This window comes from Desulfobaculum xiamenense, assembly GCF_011927665.1.
Taxonomy (GTDB): domain Bacteria; phylum Desulfobacterota; class Desulfovibrionia; order Desulfovibrionales; family Desulfovibrionaceae; genus Desulfobaculum; species Desulfobaculum xiamenense.
The window spans coordinates 1,711,165-1,724,876 of record NZ_JAATJA010000001.1 but is presented as its reverse complement, the minus strand read 5'-3'; the positions used below and the strand labels follow the sequence as shown (position 1 = coordinate 1,724,876).

The window sequence follows — 13,712 nt, the reverse complement described above, 5'->3', positions numbered from 1 at the left end:
ACCGGACTCCTGGAACATATCGGCAAGAGGCGCGCTGTGTTCCCCGCGCACGCGGGGATGAACCGACTCCGCGCCAACCTAGACGCGGAGCATAAATGTGTTCCCCGCGCACGCGGGGATGAACCGGCCTCCAATGGGGCCTGCTATTGCTGTTCCTAGTGTTCCCCGCGCACGCGGGGATGAACCGGTGTTCCAATCACTTGGTGCAACCACTAAACGGTGTTCCCCGCGCACGCGGGGATGAACCGATGCGCCGCAACTCGTCGCCTGTTTTGCCAGTGTGTTCCCCGCGCACGCGGGGATGAACCGTCGGGCAACGCCGTCTCTGATCCCGTGGTGTGGTGTTCCCCGCGCACGCGGGGATGAATTTGCTTCTGTGATTTGCTGGGTGACTTTTTGTGAGCCTCCGAGAGAGTATTGGAGGTAGATATTCTGATATTGTTTTTTGTGCTTTCGGATAGACTTTCCTTTTCCTTTGAACAGGGGTAACGGAAATCAATTTGCACTCAATTGAGATCCATGGAGAAACCCCATGTTCAATCTGCTTGAAGAACGATGGCTTCCCGTAATCCGCGCCGATGGGACACAGGGCGTGATTGCGCCGTGGGAGATTGCTGCGGGGGGGTCGCTTCCCGTGGCGCTTCATGTGCCCCGGCCGGATTTCAGGGCGGCCATGATGGAGTTCCTTGTGGGACTTCTACAGACAGTGCGGCCTCCAGCGAGACGCAAGGATTGGCTGGCTCAATTGCGCCAGCCACCATCGCCGGACGAACTGCGTCAGGCCATGCGCCCGCATGTGCCATTCTTTGAACTCTTTGGGCAACGTCCGCTCTTCTTGCAGGACCTGACGCTCGAAGCTCCCGCCAAGGCGAAGGATTTTTCCGACATCTCCGCCTTGCTCATTGATTCCCCCGGCGAAAACACCCTCAAGAATAACGGCGATTTCTTCGTCAAGCGTGGGCGCGTCAACGCGTTGTGTCCTGCCTGCGCCGCCATGGCCCTCTTCACGATGCAGGCCTTCGCCCCGGCCGGAGGCGCTGGGATTCGGACCTCACTTCGCGGCGGCGGACCGCTCTCAACCATGGTCGACATGGTTCGTGACGACGGCTCGGCGTCAACGCTCTGGGAAAAGCTCTGGCTCAACGTGTTGTGCTTGCAGACTCGTGCCGCGAGCGTGCAACCCGCACCAACGGAGTTGGCCGGGGTGGTCTATCCGTGGGCGGCTCCGACCCGCACCAGTGAGGGGGGAGAGCAAACCCATCCGGAGGACGTACATTGGCTTCAGGCCTACTGGGGCATGCCTCGCCGGGTTGTGCTCGTGCCGGAGGATGCTGAATCCGGCGAGGTCTGTGATGTCTGCGGTGCGCAGTCCGCGAGGATGGTTCGCCGGATGTATGCCCGGAAGGGAGGCACGAATTATGGCCCGACATGGCAGCATCCGCTGACGCCCTATCGCGATCAGAACGACAAGCCGCCCCTGTCCATCAAAGGCTCCGCCAATGTTACAGGCTACGGCCACTGGCTGGGTGTGGTCTACGACCAGTTGACTGCAAAGGGCATCAGGCGCTCGGCCAACGTGGCTCATGTTCACGAGTCCTTGAATGACGCGCTACATCTCGGTGTGAATGTCGCCGGGTACGACATGGACAACATGAAGGCCCGCCAGTGGTGCGAATCCACGTTCCCGGTCTATCCGGTGGCGGAAGATCGGCTAGCGGATTTCCGTGGCTGCATCGAAATGATGGTGGCGGCTGCGGACAAGGCGAGGATGAATCTGGCGGGCATGCTCAAGGAAGCGCTGGTCAACGAGGCCGGACACAAGCAGGCCTCGGTGGACAAAACCGTTTTCGCCAATGCGCAGGCTGAACTCTGGAGTCGGACCGAGGCGCGGTTCTACGAATTGGCCAAGGACGCCGCGAGAAGTGAGGGACAGAAGGACGAGGATCGCGTCAAGGACGCGTGGCGCGACCATCTGTGCCGGACCGCTCAGGATATCTTCCATGGCCTTGCGGAATCCGGCCGTGTTTTGCCGGAGCGCATCCGCCGAGTATGCGATGCAAGCCGAAAACTGTGGGCCTTCAACGACAAGGCCTTGCGCAAGATACTGGAGCTTCCCGAAAGAGGAGGTGCGAGATGATTCCCTTCAAGGATGACGCATTCATGACCGCCATCAGCGAATGGTGGGAAAGTCTGGAAGATGATCGTGGGCAGCGGGCAGCCTTGCGGCGTTGTGCCGGAAAGCCCGGTGATGCATCTCTGCTCCCGGAATACCACAGAGGCTTCGTGCGCTTTCTGAAAACGCGCGGGTTCAATCTCGATGACCGCGACTGGGAAAACATTGCGCCAGCCGTCGTGGTGCTTGCCTGTGCCAAGCGACTTTCCGATACGAGCCTGCCCCGGCTCATGGCGCAGTCCGACAAGGGAAGCGAGCTGGTGCGCGATGCACGCTTCCGAAGGCTTCTGGCCATCCGCGACAGGGACGGGCTGGCCCTTGGCCTGTGCCGGTTGGTCAAGCAACTTGACGGACAGTGCAACGCGCAAAGCGTTCTGAAGAGCGTCGTGTTTTGGAATGACATGACGCGGCGCGCATGGGCGCGGGAATATTATTCGGTTCAGCAGCAGTAGTTCGACATATCTCAAGGAGAACGATCATGCAGAAATATATTCAGCTTCATGTTTTGACCAGCTACCCGGCCTCCAATTTGAACCGTGACGACCTCGGCCGTCCGAAGACCGTCGTCATGGGCAATTCCCAGCGCCTGCGGATTTCTTCGCAGAGTGTGAAGCGTGCGTGGCGCACGTCGGAGCTTTTCCAGCAGGAACTTGGAGCCGAGATTGGCGTGCGGACAAAAAGCATCGGCATCTACGTGCATCAGGCGCTGACGACGGGCGTGGGCTTCGGTGATGCCATGGAGGGCGCGTCGGGCGGTAGCCTGCCGACCATCAAGGACAAGGCTGCCCGTGAAATCGCGCGCGCCATCGCTGGCGTGTTTCGTGCCAACAAGAGCGCCGAGAAGGGCAAAAAGGACGAAGAAGCCAAGGCCAAGGCGGAATTGGAGAAAGAGCCGCTTGCTCACTTGTCCCGCGCGGAGCTTGCGGGGATTGCCGCGTTGGTCGAGGAATGCCGGGAGAGCGGCAAGACGCCCGAGAAGGACGCCCTTGAACTCCTGCGTCGGGACAATATGGCCGTTGATATTGCGTTGTTTGGACGCATGCTGGCCAAGAACAAGCCTTTCAACATCGAGGCCGCTGTGCAGGTTGGTCATCCCATGACCGTGCATTCCGTGGAGGTCGAGGACGATTTCTTCACGGCAGTGGACGATCTCAATCGCGACAGCACCGGAGCGGGGCACATGGGTGTCTCGGAATATGGTGCGGGCCTGTTTTATCATTACATCTGCATCGACACGGAATTGCTCGTGCGGAACCTGAACGGCAACGAGGAATTGGCGGAGCGCGCCGTGCGGGCGCTGACCAAGGCCTGCTGCATGATCAGCCCCACGGGCAAGCAGAACAGCTATGCCTCTCGCTCCTACGCGTCCTACTGCCTTGCCGAGCGGGGGGACATCCAGCCGCGTACGCTGGCCGCCGCGTATCTGGAGCCGCTTGATTTCAAGCCGGAGGTGGAAGCCGTCAACTATTCAGGATGTGCTGATTCTGAAAGGAAAAATCTCTTTAACCGTGCCGTGACCGAACTCACCACCCTGCGCGAGAACTATGGCAAGGTCTACGGCTTCCAGACTGAATCCGCGTCGTTCAATGTTCCCAAAGGAGTCGGCTCGCTGGACGAAATCTGCAATTTCATCACGGAGTAGGCCATGCGTAGGCATTTGGTCTTTACACTCCATGGCCCGTTGCAGGCGTGGGGAACCGTGGCCGTGGGCGAAGTGCGCCCCGTGTCCGGCCATCCCACACGTTCCGGCATTCTCGGGCTGCTGGCCGCGGCGCTGGGTGTTCGTAGGGATGAAACTTCGCGCCTTGGCGCATTGCATGAGGGGTATGGCGTAGCCGTCCGGGTGGACGCGCCCGGCGTGCGTATGCTCGACTATCACACCGTGCAGACTCCGGGGCAGAAGTCGAAGCGCGAGTTCTACTGCCGCAGGGACGAACTGGTCCAGAAGCTCGAACCGTTCGAGGAATTGAACACCATCCTCTCGACGCGCGAATACGTCGCGGACGCGTGCTTCACGGCATGCGTCTGGGCGGAGGAGGGTGCGCCGTGGAGCGTGGAGCAAATGCGCGATGCGCTCATGCGGCCACGGTTCACGCCGTACCTCGGGCGCAAGAGTTGCGTTGCCGCACCGTTCGTTCCGCAGGTGATCGAGGCTGACGAAGCGGGGGCGGCATTTGCCCTCTACGGCTATGTCCCGGAGGTTCTTAGTCGGGTGAAGGCGCGGGATTCGCGCGATGTCTTTACCGATCCGGGCGGCGTTGACGGCGTGCCAGAGCAGGTCTTCACCGTGCGTGACAGGATGCTAGCCCCGGCCACGCGGCGCTTCGACGTGCGCGCCGAGCAGCTTTTCCGCATCAACCAGCATGGCGAGGGGTAGCGCATCATGTATATGAGCAGAATCGTCTTCGACCCGAGGGCGTTGATTCGCAACCACCTCTATGACGAGCATCAGGCGCTGTGGAAGGTCTTTTCCGACGGACCGGAGCGCAGGCGGGACTTCCTGTTTCGCCGGATCGAAACGGATGGGGCGCGTGGAGCGGGGGCTGGCGACGTGGCCTACCTCGCTGTGTCGAAACGTCCGCCCGTGGAGTCTGGACTGATCCGACGTGTTGACGTGAAGGAATATGCGCCTCGGGTCGACGCGGGAGAGCGCGTGCTCTTCTCCTTGCGCGTGAATCCTGTCCGCAAGATTCATGACGAGAACGGGCGGCAGGTGCGCTACGACATCGTGCAGGATCTGCGGATGCGCATGATGAGCGAGGGGGTTGCAAAGGACAAGCTCCCCACCCGTCAGGAATTGGCCGAGGAGGCCATCGAAGCGTGGCTGGCGCAGCGTAGCGCCGGGTTCGGGTTCGATGTCGAACGGGCCGAAGGTTGGCGCGGGGCGGGGATGAACCTCGTGGTTGAACGCTATGAATATGACACCTTCCGCAAGCCCAAGGGCGGGGGGCGGGTGACGGTCGCCACGGTGGACCTTCGAGGATTTGCCACAGTGACGGACCCCGAGGCGCTGACTCGTGCTCTATACGAGGGGATTGGCCCGGCCAAGGCCTTTGGCTGCGGGTTGCTGCTGATTCGTCGAGCATGACGAGAGGCCTTTGAAGGTCGAGTCCTGCGGGGGAATTCTCCACGATGCAGGCCAAATCGAAAGGAGCGAAGCCATGCTTCCGAAACTCAAGCCATTGGCTGTGAAGGAGCGGCTCTCGCTCCTTTTCCTTGGCCGGGGGCAGTTGGATGTGCAGGATGGGGCTTTTGTCCTCGTGGATTGCGAGGGGGTTCGGACGCATATCCCTGTTGGCGGAGTGGCGTGCCTCATGCTGGAGCCGGGAACTCGCGTCTCGCATGCGGCTGTCGTGCTGGCCGCGAGGGCCGGGACGCTTCTCGTCTGGACCGGTGAGGCCGGAGTGCGCGTCTATTCCGCAGGGCAGCCCGGCGGTGCGCGTTCCGACAGGCTTCTCTATCAGGCGCAACTGGCGCTAGAGCCAGCGGCGCGTCTGAAGGTGGTGCGGCGGATGTTCGCATTCCGTTTTGGCGAGGAGCCGCCGGAGAAGCGGAGTGTCGAGCAGCTTCGTGGTATTGAGGGAACGCGGGTTCGCGCCATCTATGCGCAGTTGGCCAAGTCGTTTGGGGTTGCGTGGAACCGCAGGGACTACGATCCGCACGAGTGGGGAGCGGGGGACGTGGTGAACCGCTGCCTGAGTTCGGCAACAGCTTGCCTGTACGGCGTGAGCGAGGCGGCGATTCTGGCGGCTGGCTATGCTCCGGCCATAGGTTTTCTGCATACGGGAAAGCCGCGGTCCTTCGTCTACGACATTGCGGACCTGTTCAAGTTCGAAACCGTCGTGCCCGTGGCGTTCCGCGTGGCGAGCCGGAATTCGTCCGACCCCGAGGGCGAGGTGCGACGTGCCTGCCGGGATGCGTTCCGCAAGACGAAGCTGCTGCACAAGATTATTCCAACCATCGAGGATGTGCTGGCCGCTGGTGAGATTCCAGTTCCGGAGCCGCCCGAGGACGCTGTGGGACCAGCTTTCAGTGACGAGGAGGGGATTGGCGATGCTGGTCATCGTAACTGAAAATGTCCCGCCTCGGTTGCGGGGGCGGCTTGCGGTGTGGCTGTTGGAGATACGGGCGGGAGTGTTTGTTGGGAACTACTCCGTCCGCGTGCGCGATATGGTCTGGAAACAGGTCGAGGCGGGCGTTGAGGATGGTAACGCCGTGATGGTCTGGTCCGCCGCTACGGAAAGCGGCTTCGATTTCAGGACGATTGGTCCCAACAGGCGACTGCCGAAGGACATGGACGGCATCCTCCTGTGCGCCTTCCATCCCGAGCGGGAGGCTGGTGTTGGCGAACAGCGGGGAAGCCTAAAAACGGACAGAGAAAATCGGTAGATTTTTGTCGAGCATTTTTGTTCAATGAAATCCGAAAGTTGCAGGAAGAGTGTTCCCCGCACGCGCGGGGATGAACCGACATTCCTGAACGGCTATATGAGCAGTGGGAAGTGTTCCCCGCACGCGCGGGGATGAACCGGATGATCATCGCCCGCGACATTCCGGAAGTCCGTGTTCCCCGCACGCGCGGGGATGAACCGAGATTTGGGCCGACTCCGGAGCCAGACCCAGAGTGTTCCCCGCACGCGCGGGGATGAACCGGATCCCGGTCAGTTTATCTTGAAGGCGAAAGAGTGTTCCCCGCACGCGCGGGGATGAACCGGCCATAGAGGCAGAGAGAAGGGCATTGCCCCAGTGTTCCCCGCACGCGCGGGGATGAACCGAACACCCCCTGACCAAGAATCAGCCCCAGGGTGTGTTCCCCGCACGCGCGGGGATGAACCGGTCCCGTCGAATTTTCCTGTGCATCGGTGGTAGTGTTCCCCGCACGCGCGGGGATGAACCGTGGGCTGTATCCGCAGTTGGATGCGGCCGTACGTGTTCCCCGCACGCGCGGGGATGAACCGACGGTCGCGCAACTGGGCACTGCATCAGACCTGTGTTCCCCGCACGCGCGGGGATGAACCGACGTTTTCGGGACCGGGCGGAGAATTCTGTAAGTGTTCCCCGCACGCGCGGGGATGAACCGGGGTGTGAAGTGGCTTCTTTTGGGCGGCAGGGGTGTTCCCCGCACGCGCGGGGATGAACCGTTGAATATGAAAGTCTGAATTTCCCAAAGGTGGTGTTCCCCGCACGCGCGGGGATGAACCTAGACACCAGCAATGCAACGTCTGCTCTGCATTGTGTTCCCCGCACGCGCGGGGATGAACCGGATTCGGAAAACGTGTCGGCGGCGATGTTGCCGTGTTCCCCGCACGCGCGGGGCCGCATGAGAATGTCCCGAGGGGGACGCGTCGCCCATCGAACGGGCGCGAGGCGTGGGGTGCGCTGTGGGCGCGGTTGAGTGTCGCTCAGCCGCGCCCGGTCGTTTCAGCGGGCCTGCGCGCGGTTGGGGTCGAAGGCGTCGCGCACGGCTTCGCCGATGAAGACGAGGAGCATGAGCAGCCCGCCAAGGACGGCGAAGGCTGAGAGTCCGATCCATGGGGCCTGGATGTTGGCCTTGCCCTGCGCGAGGAGTTCGCCGAGGGCCGGGGAGTCCGGCGGCAGGCCGAAGCCGAGGAAGTCCAGTGAGGTGAGCGTGGTGATTGAGCCGTTGAGGATGAATGGCAGGAAGGTGATGGTGGCGACCATGGCGTTGGGCAGGATGTGCCGGAACATGATCACCCTGTCCGTGACGCCGAGGGCACGTGCGGCCTGAACGTAGCAGAGGTTGCGCCCACGCAGAAATTCCGCCCGCACGATGTCAACCAGTCCCATCCAGCTAAACAGCAGCATGATGCCGAGGAGCATCCAGAATGTCGGCTCCACGAAGCTGGCGAGGATGATGAGCAGATAGGTCAGCGGCAGGCCGCCCCAGACCTCCATGAAGCGTTGGCCCGCGATGTCGAGCCAGCCGCCATAGTAGCCGAATGTCGCGCCGACGCAGACGCCGATGATGGACCCGAAAGCCGCCAGTGCAAGGCCGAAGAGCACGGAGAGCCTGAAGCCGTAAAGCAGACGCGCGAAGACGTCTCGTCCGCTGTCGTCCGTGCCGAGGATGTTGTCGCGGGTGGGCGGCGTGGGGAATGGGGTGGCGATTTCCCGATTGACCGTGGCGTAGCCGTAGCGGATGGGGGGCCACAGCATCCAGCCCTCGGTTTCGATGCGTTCGCGGACGGCGGGATCGCGGTAGTCCGCAGGTGTCTCGAAGGCCCCGCCGAACGTCGTTTCAGGATAGTCGCACAGGATGGGCGCGTAGAGGCTGCCACGGTGCATGAGCAGAAGCGGCCTGTCGTTGGCGATGAGCTCCGCGCACAGGCTGAGGCCGAAGAGTGCGAGAAAGATGATGAGGGCCCAGTAGCCGCGTGCGTTGTCGCGGAAGGTGGCCCAGCGGATTCTGCCGATTTCGCCGAGGCGGGGGCGCTGCATGTGTGGTCTCACTGGTTGACGGATTGGAAGTCGATGCGCGGGTCCACAAGGGAATACGTCAGGTCGCTCACAACTTTTACGACCAGCCCGAGCAGCGTGGAGATGTAGAGGGTGGCGAACATCAGCGGATAGTCCCGCTGCATGGTCGCCTCGAAGCCCATCTGGCCCAGCCCGTCCAGCGAGAAGATGACTTCGATGAGCAGCGACCCGGTGAAGAACATGCCGATGAAGGCCCCGGGGAAGCCTGCGATGAAGATGAGCATGGCATTACGGAAGACGTGTCCGTAAAGCACGCGGGATTCGGTGAGCCCTCTGGCCCTCGCGGCCACGACGTACTGCCTGCCGATTTCGTCGAGGAAGCAGTTGCGCGTGAGCAGGGTGGTTCCGGCGAAGCTGCCGATGACCATGGACAGGACGGGAAGAGCCATGTGCCATGCGTAGTCGGCGATTTTCCCCATCGTGTCCAGGGATTCGAAGTCTGGGGAGACGAGGCCGCGTAGCGGAAAGACGTTCCAGTAGCTGCCGCCGGCAAAGAGGATGACCAGCGCGATGGCGAAGAGGAAGGTCGGAACGGCACTTGCCGCAACCACGGCGAAGCTGGTCCACGCATCGAAGGGCGTTCCGGCGCGTATGGACTTGCGTATGCCGAGCGGAATGGAAATCACGTACGAGATGAGCGTGGTCCACAGGCCGAGGGACAGCGACACCGGGAGCTTCTCGCGGACCAACTCAAGAATGGACTTGTCCCTGAACAGGCTGTCGCCGAAGCGGAAGCGGGCGAAGTCTGCCAGCATGTTCCAGTAGCGTTCGAGGATGGGCCTGTCGAAGCCGTAGAATTTCCGGATGCGGTCCACGAGTTCCGGGTCCAGCCCGTCTGCACCGCGATAGGAGCCCATGTTGTCCAGCGAGCTTTGCACCACCCGGATTTCGTCCTGCGTGGAGCCGCCGGTGCGCTCCAGCACGGAGCGTTCGGTGCCCTGTATCCGCGCGAGCATCTGCTCCACCGGGCCACCGGGGCAGAGCTGGATGACGAAGAAGTTGATCGTCAGGATGACCAGCAGCGTTGGTATCACGAGCAAGAGCCGTTTGAGGATGTAGTGGATCATCGTGCGTCTCCGGTGGATGCGTCGGCGGGCGCGGCCCACCAGGTATTGATCTGGACGGTGTGCCTCGGTGTGCGCTGCGGTTTCGCAAGGCTCCTGCGGTAGGCGATGCGGTAGACGTCGGACGCGCCGAGCGGAACCACGTATTCCCCCCACAGCAGCACGCGGTCCAGCGCGCGGCAGGCGGTTACGGTGGCCTTTCTGTCTGGAGCGGTGACGATGGCATCCACGAGGGCGTCCACGGCGGGATCGTCGAGGCCGATGACGTTGCGTCCGCCGTGGAGGTTCTTCGAGTCCGAGTGCCAGTAGAAGCGCAATTCCCTGCCGGGGCACAGGGTGTGCCCGAATGCGCTGGAGATCATGTCGAAGTCGAAGTCTTGCCCCTTGCGGGCAAAGAGCGCCGTGTCCGCCACGAGGATGCTCATGTCGATGCCGAGTTTGCGCAGATTGCGGGCAAAGGGCAGCGCGACGCGGCGCATGGACGCGGAATCCGTGAGCAGCTGGAAGCGCAGCGCTCTGCCCGTGCGCGAATCCGTGAGTGTGCCGTCCTTGAGAACGAAGCCAGCCTCACGCAGCAGGTCTGCGGCGGCAAGGATGTTGCTCCGGTTGAATCCGCTGTTGTCGGAGGTCGGAAAGGCGTGCTCGGCGGTGAACGTCTCCGGCGGCAGGCTGTCTCGGAATGGTTCGAGCAGGGCGAGTTCCTCGGGGGAGGGCAGGCCGGAGCAGGCAAGGTCCGAGTTGGTGAAGTAGCTCGTGGTGCGCGGAAGCTCGTTCCAGAAAAGTTGGCGGTTGGTCCATTCGTAGTCGAAGGCGAGGACGATTGCCCTGCGGACGCGTCTGTCCTGAAACATGGGGCGGCGCGTGTTGAAGAAGAAGCCCTGAATGCCGAGAGGTTCCCGATGCCGGACGCGCTCCATGACGATGTCTCCCGCGTCGAAGGCGGGGCCGGTGTAGAGGGTTCGCCAGCGCTTGGCGGAATGCTCCTCGCGGATGTCGTAGTGTTCGGCGCGAAAGGCTTCGAGGGCGACGGTGGCGTCGCGGTAGTACTCGTAGCGGATGGTGTCGAAGTTGTGGAATCCCTTGCGCACCGGCAGATCGCGTGCCCAGTAGTCCGCGCAGCGTTCGTAGACGGCCTCCTGGCCGGGTTTGCACGAGACCATGCGGTAGGGGCCGCTGCCGACGATGGGTTCGAGCATGGTACGCGAGAGATCGCGGCTCTCCCAGAAGTGGCGGGGGTAGATGGGGAGCCTGCTGACTTGCAGGGGAATCTCCCGACTGGTGCCGGGGGTGAATTCGTAGCGCACGCGCAGTGTGTCCACGGCCTTCACGGACGTGATGTCCGCGAAGAAGCGCTGCATCACGCTGCCGATGTTTCGCATGGTGGCCTCGTAGGAAAAGACGACATCCTCGGCGGTGATGGGCGTGCCGTCCTGGAAGCGGGCGCGAGGGTCGATGTGGAATTCGACCCACGAACGGTCTTCCGCCATGACGATTTTTTGCGCCACCAGACAGTATTGCGTGAAGGGCTCGTCATCGGATGTGGTGGTGAGGCTGTCGTGCAGCAGGCCGTATCCGGAAGGAAGCTGGCCCTTCGGTGTGAAGGGATTCATGTTGTCGAAGGTTCCGATGGCGCACTGGCGCAGCGTGCCGCCCTTTGGGGCGTTGGGGTTGGCGTAGGGGAAATGGGGAAAATCTGCGGGTAGTTCCGGCGGTCCGGAGAGCGTCAGCGCGTGGGTGACGATGACCCGCTCGGCAAGAAGCGGGCTGGGGAAACAGGTGATGCCCGCCACGAGGGCGAGCAGCAAGAGGGACAGTCGTGTCATCGTTGCTCCATGCGCCCGGCCTCGCGGAGCGAAGCCGGGCGCTGCCTTGTCTAGAACTCGTAGGAGACGGACATCTTGATGTTCTGGCCGATGTCGTATCCGCCGTTGGAGGTCTGGTAGCGGGTGTCGAAGAGGTTATCCACGCCAAGATCGAGACGGAAGCCGTCGAAGTTGCGGAAGCTGGGGGTCCACGTCAGCCCTATGCCGTGGACGGTGTAGGGATTGTAGGTGACGGTCGCGTCATCGAACATGTTGAAGGTGCGGTACGCGCCAACGAAGCGCGACTTCCAGTATACGGTGAGGTTGCGGCTCGGGAAGGCGTAGCCCGCCCGCAGGGAGAGCTTTTCGGGGCTGCCGCCGGTGCGGTTGCCGGTTTCCTCGTCCCAGCCGAGGGTTTTGCCGTAGGAGGCGGAGAGGCTCAGATTGTCGATGATGTATTCCCCTTCCAGCTCGTAGCCGAAGCGGTGCACGCTTCCCACGTTGATGCTCTGGTAGTGGATCTCGCCCGCGGGCGGGGTGGCGAAGCCTTTGGTCTGCTGCGCCTCGATGAGGTCGTCCACGTCCTCGCGGAAATAGGTCGCCTTGAGCCGGAAGGGATCGTTGTCCGTAAAGAGCCGGTCGAGACCGACGTTGAAGCCCATTTCCCACGTCTCGGCCGTTTCCGGCTTGAGGTTCGGGTTGGGCAGGACCCTTATCTTGCCCCACGGCATGTCGTGGTCGATGGCGAAGTAGATTTCGTCGAGCGACGGCGGGCGGTAGGACTGGGCGTAGGTGCCGAAGACGCTCAGCCACGGGCACACCTCGACCTGCGCGGTGAACTTCGGCGTCACCTTGCTGTCGTCCTGATCGGTGGCTGTGTCCGAATCCGAGGTGCGGCTGTAGGAGGTGAAGCGCAGCGCCGGGATGAGCTTCACGCGATCGAGGATGGTTATCTCGTCCTGGATGAACAGGCCGAGATCCTCGGCGGAGGCGTCGGGGCGCGAGGGGTCCGGTTCGCCCATGTCCGTGCCTTCCTGATGATCGCGGTAGAAGTCCACGCCGTAAGTGAGGGCATTTTCGGCGACCGGGCCGAAGGCGAAGCGCGAGGTGTTCTGCACGCTGCCGCCCAGCGAATCGAACGTGTCCTTCAGTTGCCGGGGCACGTCGTTCAGGTATTCGTTTTCGCGCCATTCGCCCTGCGCGGTGAGCTTCAGGTCCATCCAGCGGTTGTCGCTTGGCGCATACTCGTAGTTGCCTACGAGGCGGTGCTGCTCCTCGGTGAAGGTGCTCACCGCGCGTGTCGAGCCGAAGAATCCGTCGTAGTAGTTGTAGCTGAGGGAGAGTGCCTGATCTTCGGTGGGGCAGGCCGAGAGCTTCAGCATGCCGGATTTCGAGTATCCGGTGCGGTAGCTCGTGTCCTTCGTGGGCGAGGGGTTCGTCGTGTGGGTGTCTCCGAAGTCGCGGTAGGCACCTTGTCCGAGAATGTCGAAAATGCCCTGACGCCCGTAGAGCGCGGCGGAACTGAGGGTCTGGGAGGTGCCGGACTGGTAGCCGGTCTTCAGGCGCGCCCCGAACGTCTCATCGGGTTCGAGGAAGTCCGCCGCGTCCTTGGTGCGCAGCGAGATCACGCCGCCAATGCCGCCGCTGCCGTGCAGAGCGGAGGAGGGGCCACGCAGCACCTCGACTTCTTTGAGCATCTCCGGGTCCGCGACGAGGGGCGAATGCCCAATGCCCGACTGCGACGAGTAGTTCTGCCGCGCGCCGTCGATCTTGAAGGTCGTCTGGTTTGTGTTGAGGCCGCGCAGGGACGGCTTCTGGATGAACGGATTCGTGGGGTCGGAGAATTCGACGTTGGGAACGTCCTCAAGGATATCCTTGACCGTCCGGGCCTGCGTGCGTTCGATGGCTTCCTTGCCTATGCCGATGACCGAGGCCGGGGCCTCGAAGGCCGTCTGCTCCGTGCGCGTGGCGCTGACCACGACCCGGTCGAGTGTCGTTTCGGGGAGCTGGTCTCCTTTTGCTTCTTTGGCTTGCGTTGCGGGTTTGGCCGCTGGCGAAGCCCCCTCGTCCGCCATGACCGGTTGGCCCAGTATGAGGCCGGTTATGAGAAATGCCGCCAACATGGCGACCATGCGATTGCCCATTGCCCTACTCCTTATCTGTGTGGTTTGGGGAGAA

11 protein-coding genes and 2 CRISPR repeat arrays (1 of these 13 running past the window's edge) are annotated in these 13,712 nt (G+C 62.4%); of the genes, 7 read left to right on the top strand and 4 right to left on the bottom strand.

Features of this window, described 5'->3' with window-relative positions; genetic code table 11:
* A CRISPR array of direct repeats spans nt 1-370; the repeat unit is 29 nt; unit sequence GTGTTCCCCGCGCACGCGGGGATGAACCG; it reaches 2,523 nt to the left of the window's first position.
* A gap of 162 nt (nt 371-532) precedes the next feature.
* The 7 genes from casA to cas2e all read left to right on the top strand — a co-directional run bounded on the left by casA (nt 533) and on the right by cas2e (nt 6,562).
* The gene (gene casA, locus GGQ74_RS07815; RefSeq protein ID WP_167940923.1) at nt 533-2,137 is read left to right on the top strand and encodes a type I-E CRISPR-associated protein Cse1/CasA; all 1,605 of its coding nucleotides are present in this window, start codon (nt 533-535) and stop codon (nt 2,135-2,137) included.
* Complete coding sequence (gene casB / locus GGQ74_RS07810; protein WP_167940922.1) at nt 2,134-2,625, top strand: type I-E CRISPR-associated protein Cse2/CasB; 492 nt, start codon at nt 2,134-2,136, stop codon at nt 2,623-2,625. Before casA ends, casB begins: the two co-directional genes overlap by 4 nt.
* Nucleotides 2,626-2,651: 26 nt before the next feature.
* A complete protein-coding gene (gene cas7e / locus GGQ74_RS07805) occupies nt 2,652-3,815 on the top strand; it encodes a type I-E CRISPR-associated protein Cas7/Cse4/CasC (RefSeq protein WP_167940921.1) in 1,164 nt (387 codons plus the stop codon).
* Between the two features lie 3 nt (nt 3,816-3,818).
* On the top strand, nt 3,819-4,550 hold the full coding sequence (gene cas5e, locus GGQ74_RS07800; protein WP_167940920.1) for a type I-E CRISPR-associated protein Cas5/CasD: 732 nt from the start codon (nt 3,819-3,821) through the stop codon (nt 4,548-4,550).
* Between the two features lie 6 nt (nt 4,551-4,556).
* On the top strand, nt 4,557-5,261 hold the full coding sequence (gene cas6e / locus GGQ74_RS07795) for a type I-E CRISPR-associated protein Cas6/Cse3/CasE (RefSeq protein ID WP_167940919.1): 705 nt from the start codon (nt 4,557-4,559) through the stop codon (nt 5,259-5,261).
* A gap of 73 nt (nt 5,262-5,334) precedes the next feature.
* Nucleotides 5,335-6,246: a type I-E CRISPR-associated endonuclease Cas1e gene (cas1e, locus tag GGQ74_RS07790; protein ID WP_167940918.1), complete on the top strand. Its 912-nt coding sequence runs from the start codon at nt 5,335-5,337 to the stop codon at nt 6,244-6,246.
* Nucleotides 6,227-6,562: a type I-E CRISPR-associated endoribonuclease Cas2e gene (gene cas2e, locus GGQ74_RS07785; protein WP_167940917.1), complete on the top strand. Its 336-nt coding sequence runs from the start codon at nt 6,227-6,229 to the stop codon at nt 6,560-6,562. Before cas1e ends, cas2e begins: the two co-directional genes overlap by 20 nt.
* A gap of 49 nt (nt 6,563-6,611) precedes the next feature.
* Nucleotides 6,612-7,433: a CRISPR direct-repeat array (repeat unit 29 nt; unit sequence GTGTTCCCCGCACGCGCGGGGATGAACCG).
* Nucleotides 7,434-7,591: 158 nt separating this feature from the next.
* Here cas2e and GGQ74_RS07780 read toward each other — a convergent pair.
* Genes GGQ74_RS07780 through GGQ74_RS07765 form a run of 4 tightly spaced genes read right to left on the bottom strand, consistent with a single transcriptional unit; the run spans nt 7,592 to nt 13,678 of the window.
* Nucleotides 7,592-8,629, bottom strand: coding sequence for an ABC transporter permease (locus GGQ74_RS07780; RefSeq protein WP_167940916.1), 1,038 nt, complete (start codon nt 8,627-8,629; stop codon nt 7,592-7,594).
* An 8-nt stretch (nt 8,630-8,637) separates the two neighbouring features.
* Complete coding sequence (locus GGQ74_RS07775; protein WP_167940915.1) at nt 8,638-9,735, bottom strand: microcin C ABC transporter permease YejB; 1,098 nt, start codon at nt 9,733-9,735, stop codon at nt 8,638-8,640.
* On the bottom strand, nt 9,732-11,555 hold the full coding sequence (locus GGQ74_RS07770; protein ID WP_167940914.1) for an extracellular solute-binding protein: 1,824 nt from the start codon (nt 11,553-11,555) through the stop codon (nt 9,732-9,734). The genes GGQ74_RS07775 and GGQ74_RS07770 overlap by 4 nt, the downstream gene beginning before the upstream one ends.
* A 50-nt stretch (nt 11,556-11,605) precedes the next feature.
* Nucleotides 11,606-13,678 carry a TonB-dependent hemoglobin/transferrin/lactoferrin family receptor gene (locus GGQ74_RS07765; RefSeq protein ID WP_167940913.1) on the bottom strand — a complete coding sequence of 691 codons (2,073 nt, stop codon included), beginning with the start codon at nt 13,676-13,678 and terminating at the stop codon, nt 11,606-11,608.
* Nucleotides 13,679-13,712 lie beyond the last annotated feature (34 nt).

What these genes read in the sequence shown, in the direction of transcription:
- GGQ74_RS07765 (WP_167940913.1), bottom strand. Translation starts at nt 13,678, where the DNA reads ATGGGCAATCGCATGGTCGCCATGTTGGCGGCATTTCTCATAACCGGC.
- cas7e (WP_167940921.1), top strand. Translation starts at nt 2,652, where the DNA reads ATGCAGAAATATATTCAGCTTCATGTTTTGACCAGCTACCCGGCCTCC.
- casA (WP_167940923.1), top strand. Translation starts at nt 533, where the DNA reads ATGTTCAATCTGCTTGAAGAACGATGGCTTCCCGTAATCCGCGCCGAT.
- casB (WP_167940922.1), top strand. Translation starts at nt 2,134, where the DNA reads ATGATTCCCTTCAAGGATGACGCATTCATGACCGCCATCAGCGAATGG.
- cas1e (WP_167940918.1), top strand. Translation starts at nt 5,335, where the DNA reads ATGCTTCCGAAACTCAAGCCATTGGCTGTGAAGGAGCGGCTCTCGCTC.
- cas2e (WP_167940917.1), top strand. Translation starts at nt 6,227, where the DNA reads ATGCTGGTCATCGTAACTGAAAATGTCCCGCCTCGGTTGCGGGGGCGG.
- cas6e (WP_167940919.1), top strand. Translation starts at nt 4,557, where the DNA reads ATGTATATGAGCAGAATCGTCTTCGACCCGAGGGCGTTGATTCGCAAC.
- cas5e (WP_167940920.1), top strand. Translation starts at nt 3,819, where the DNA reads ATGCGTAGGCATTTGGTCTTTACACTCCATGGCCCGTTGCAGGCGTGG.
- GGQ74_RS07770 (WP_167940914.1), bottom strand. Translation starts at nt 11,555, where the DNA reads ATGACACGACTGTCCCTCTTGCTGCTCGCCCTCGTGGCGGGCATCACC.
- GGQ74_RS07775 (WP_167940915.1), bottom strand. Translation starts at nt 9,735, where the DNA reads ATGATCCACTACATCCTCAAACGGCTCTTGCTCGTGATACCAACGCTG.
- GGQ74_RS07780 (WP_167940916.1), bottom strand. Translation starts at nt 8,629, where the DNA reads ATGCAGCGCCCCCGCCTCGGCGAAATCGGCAGAATCCGCTGGGCCACC.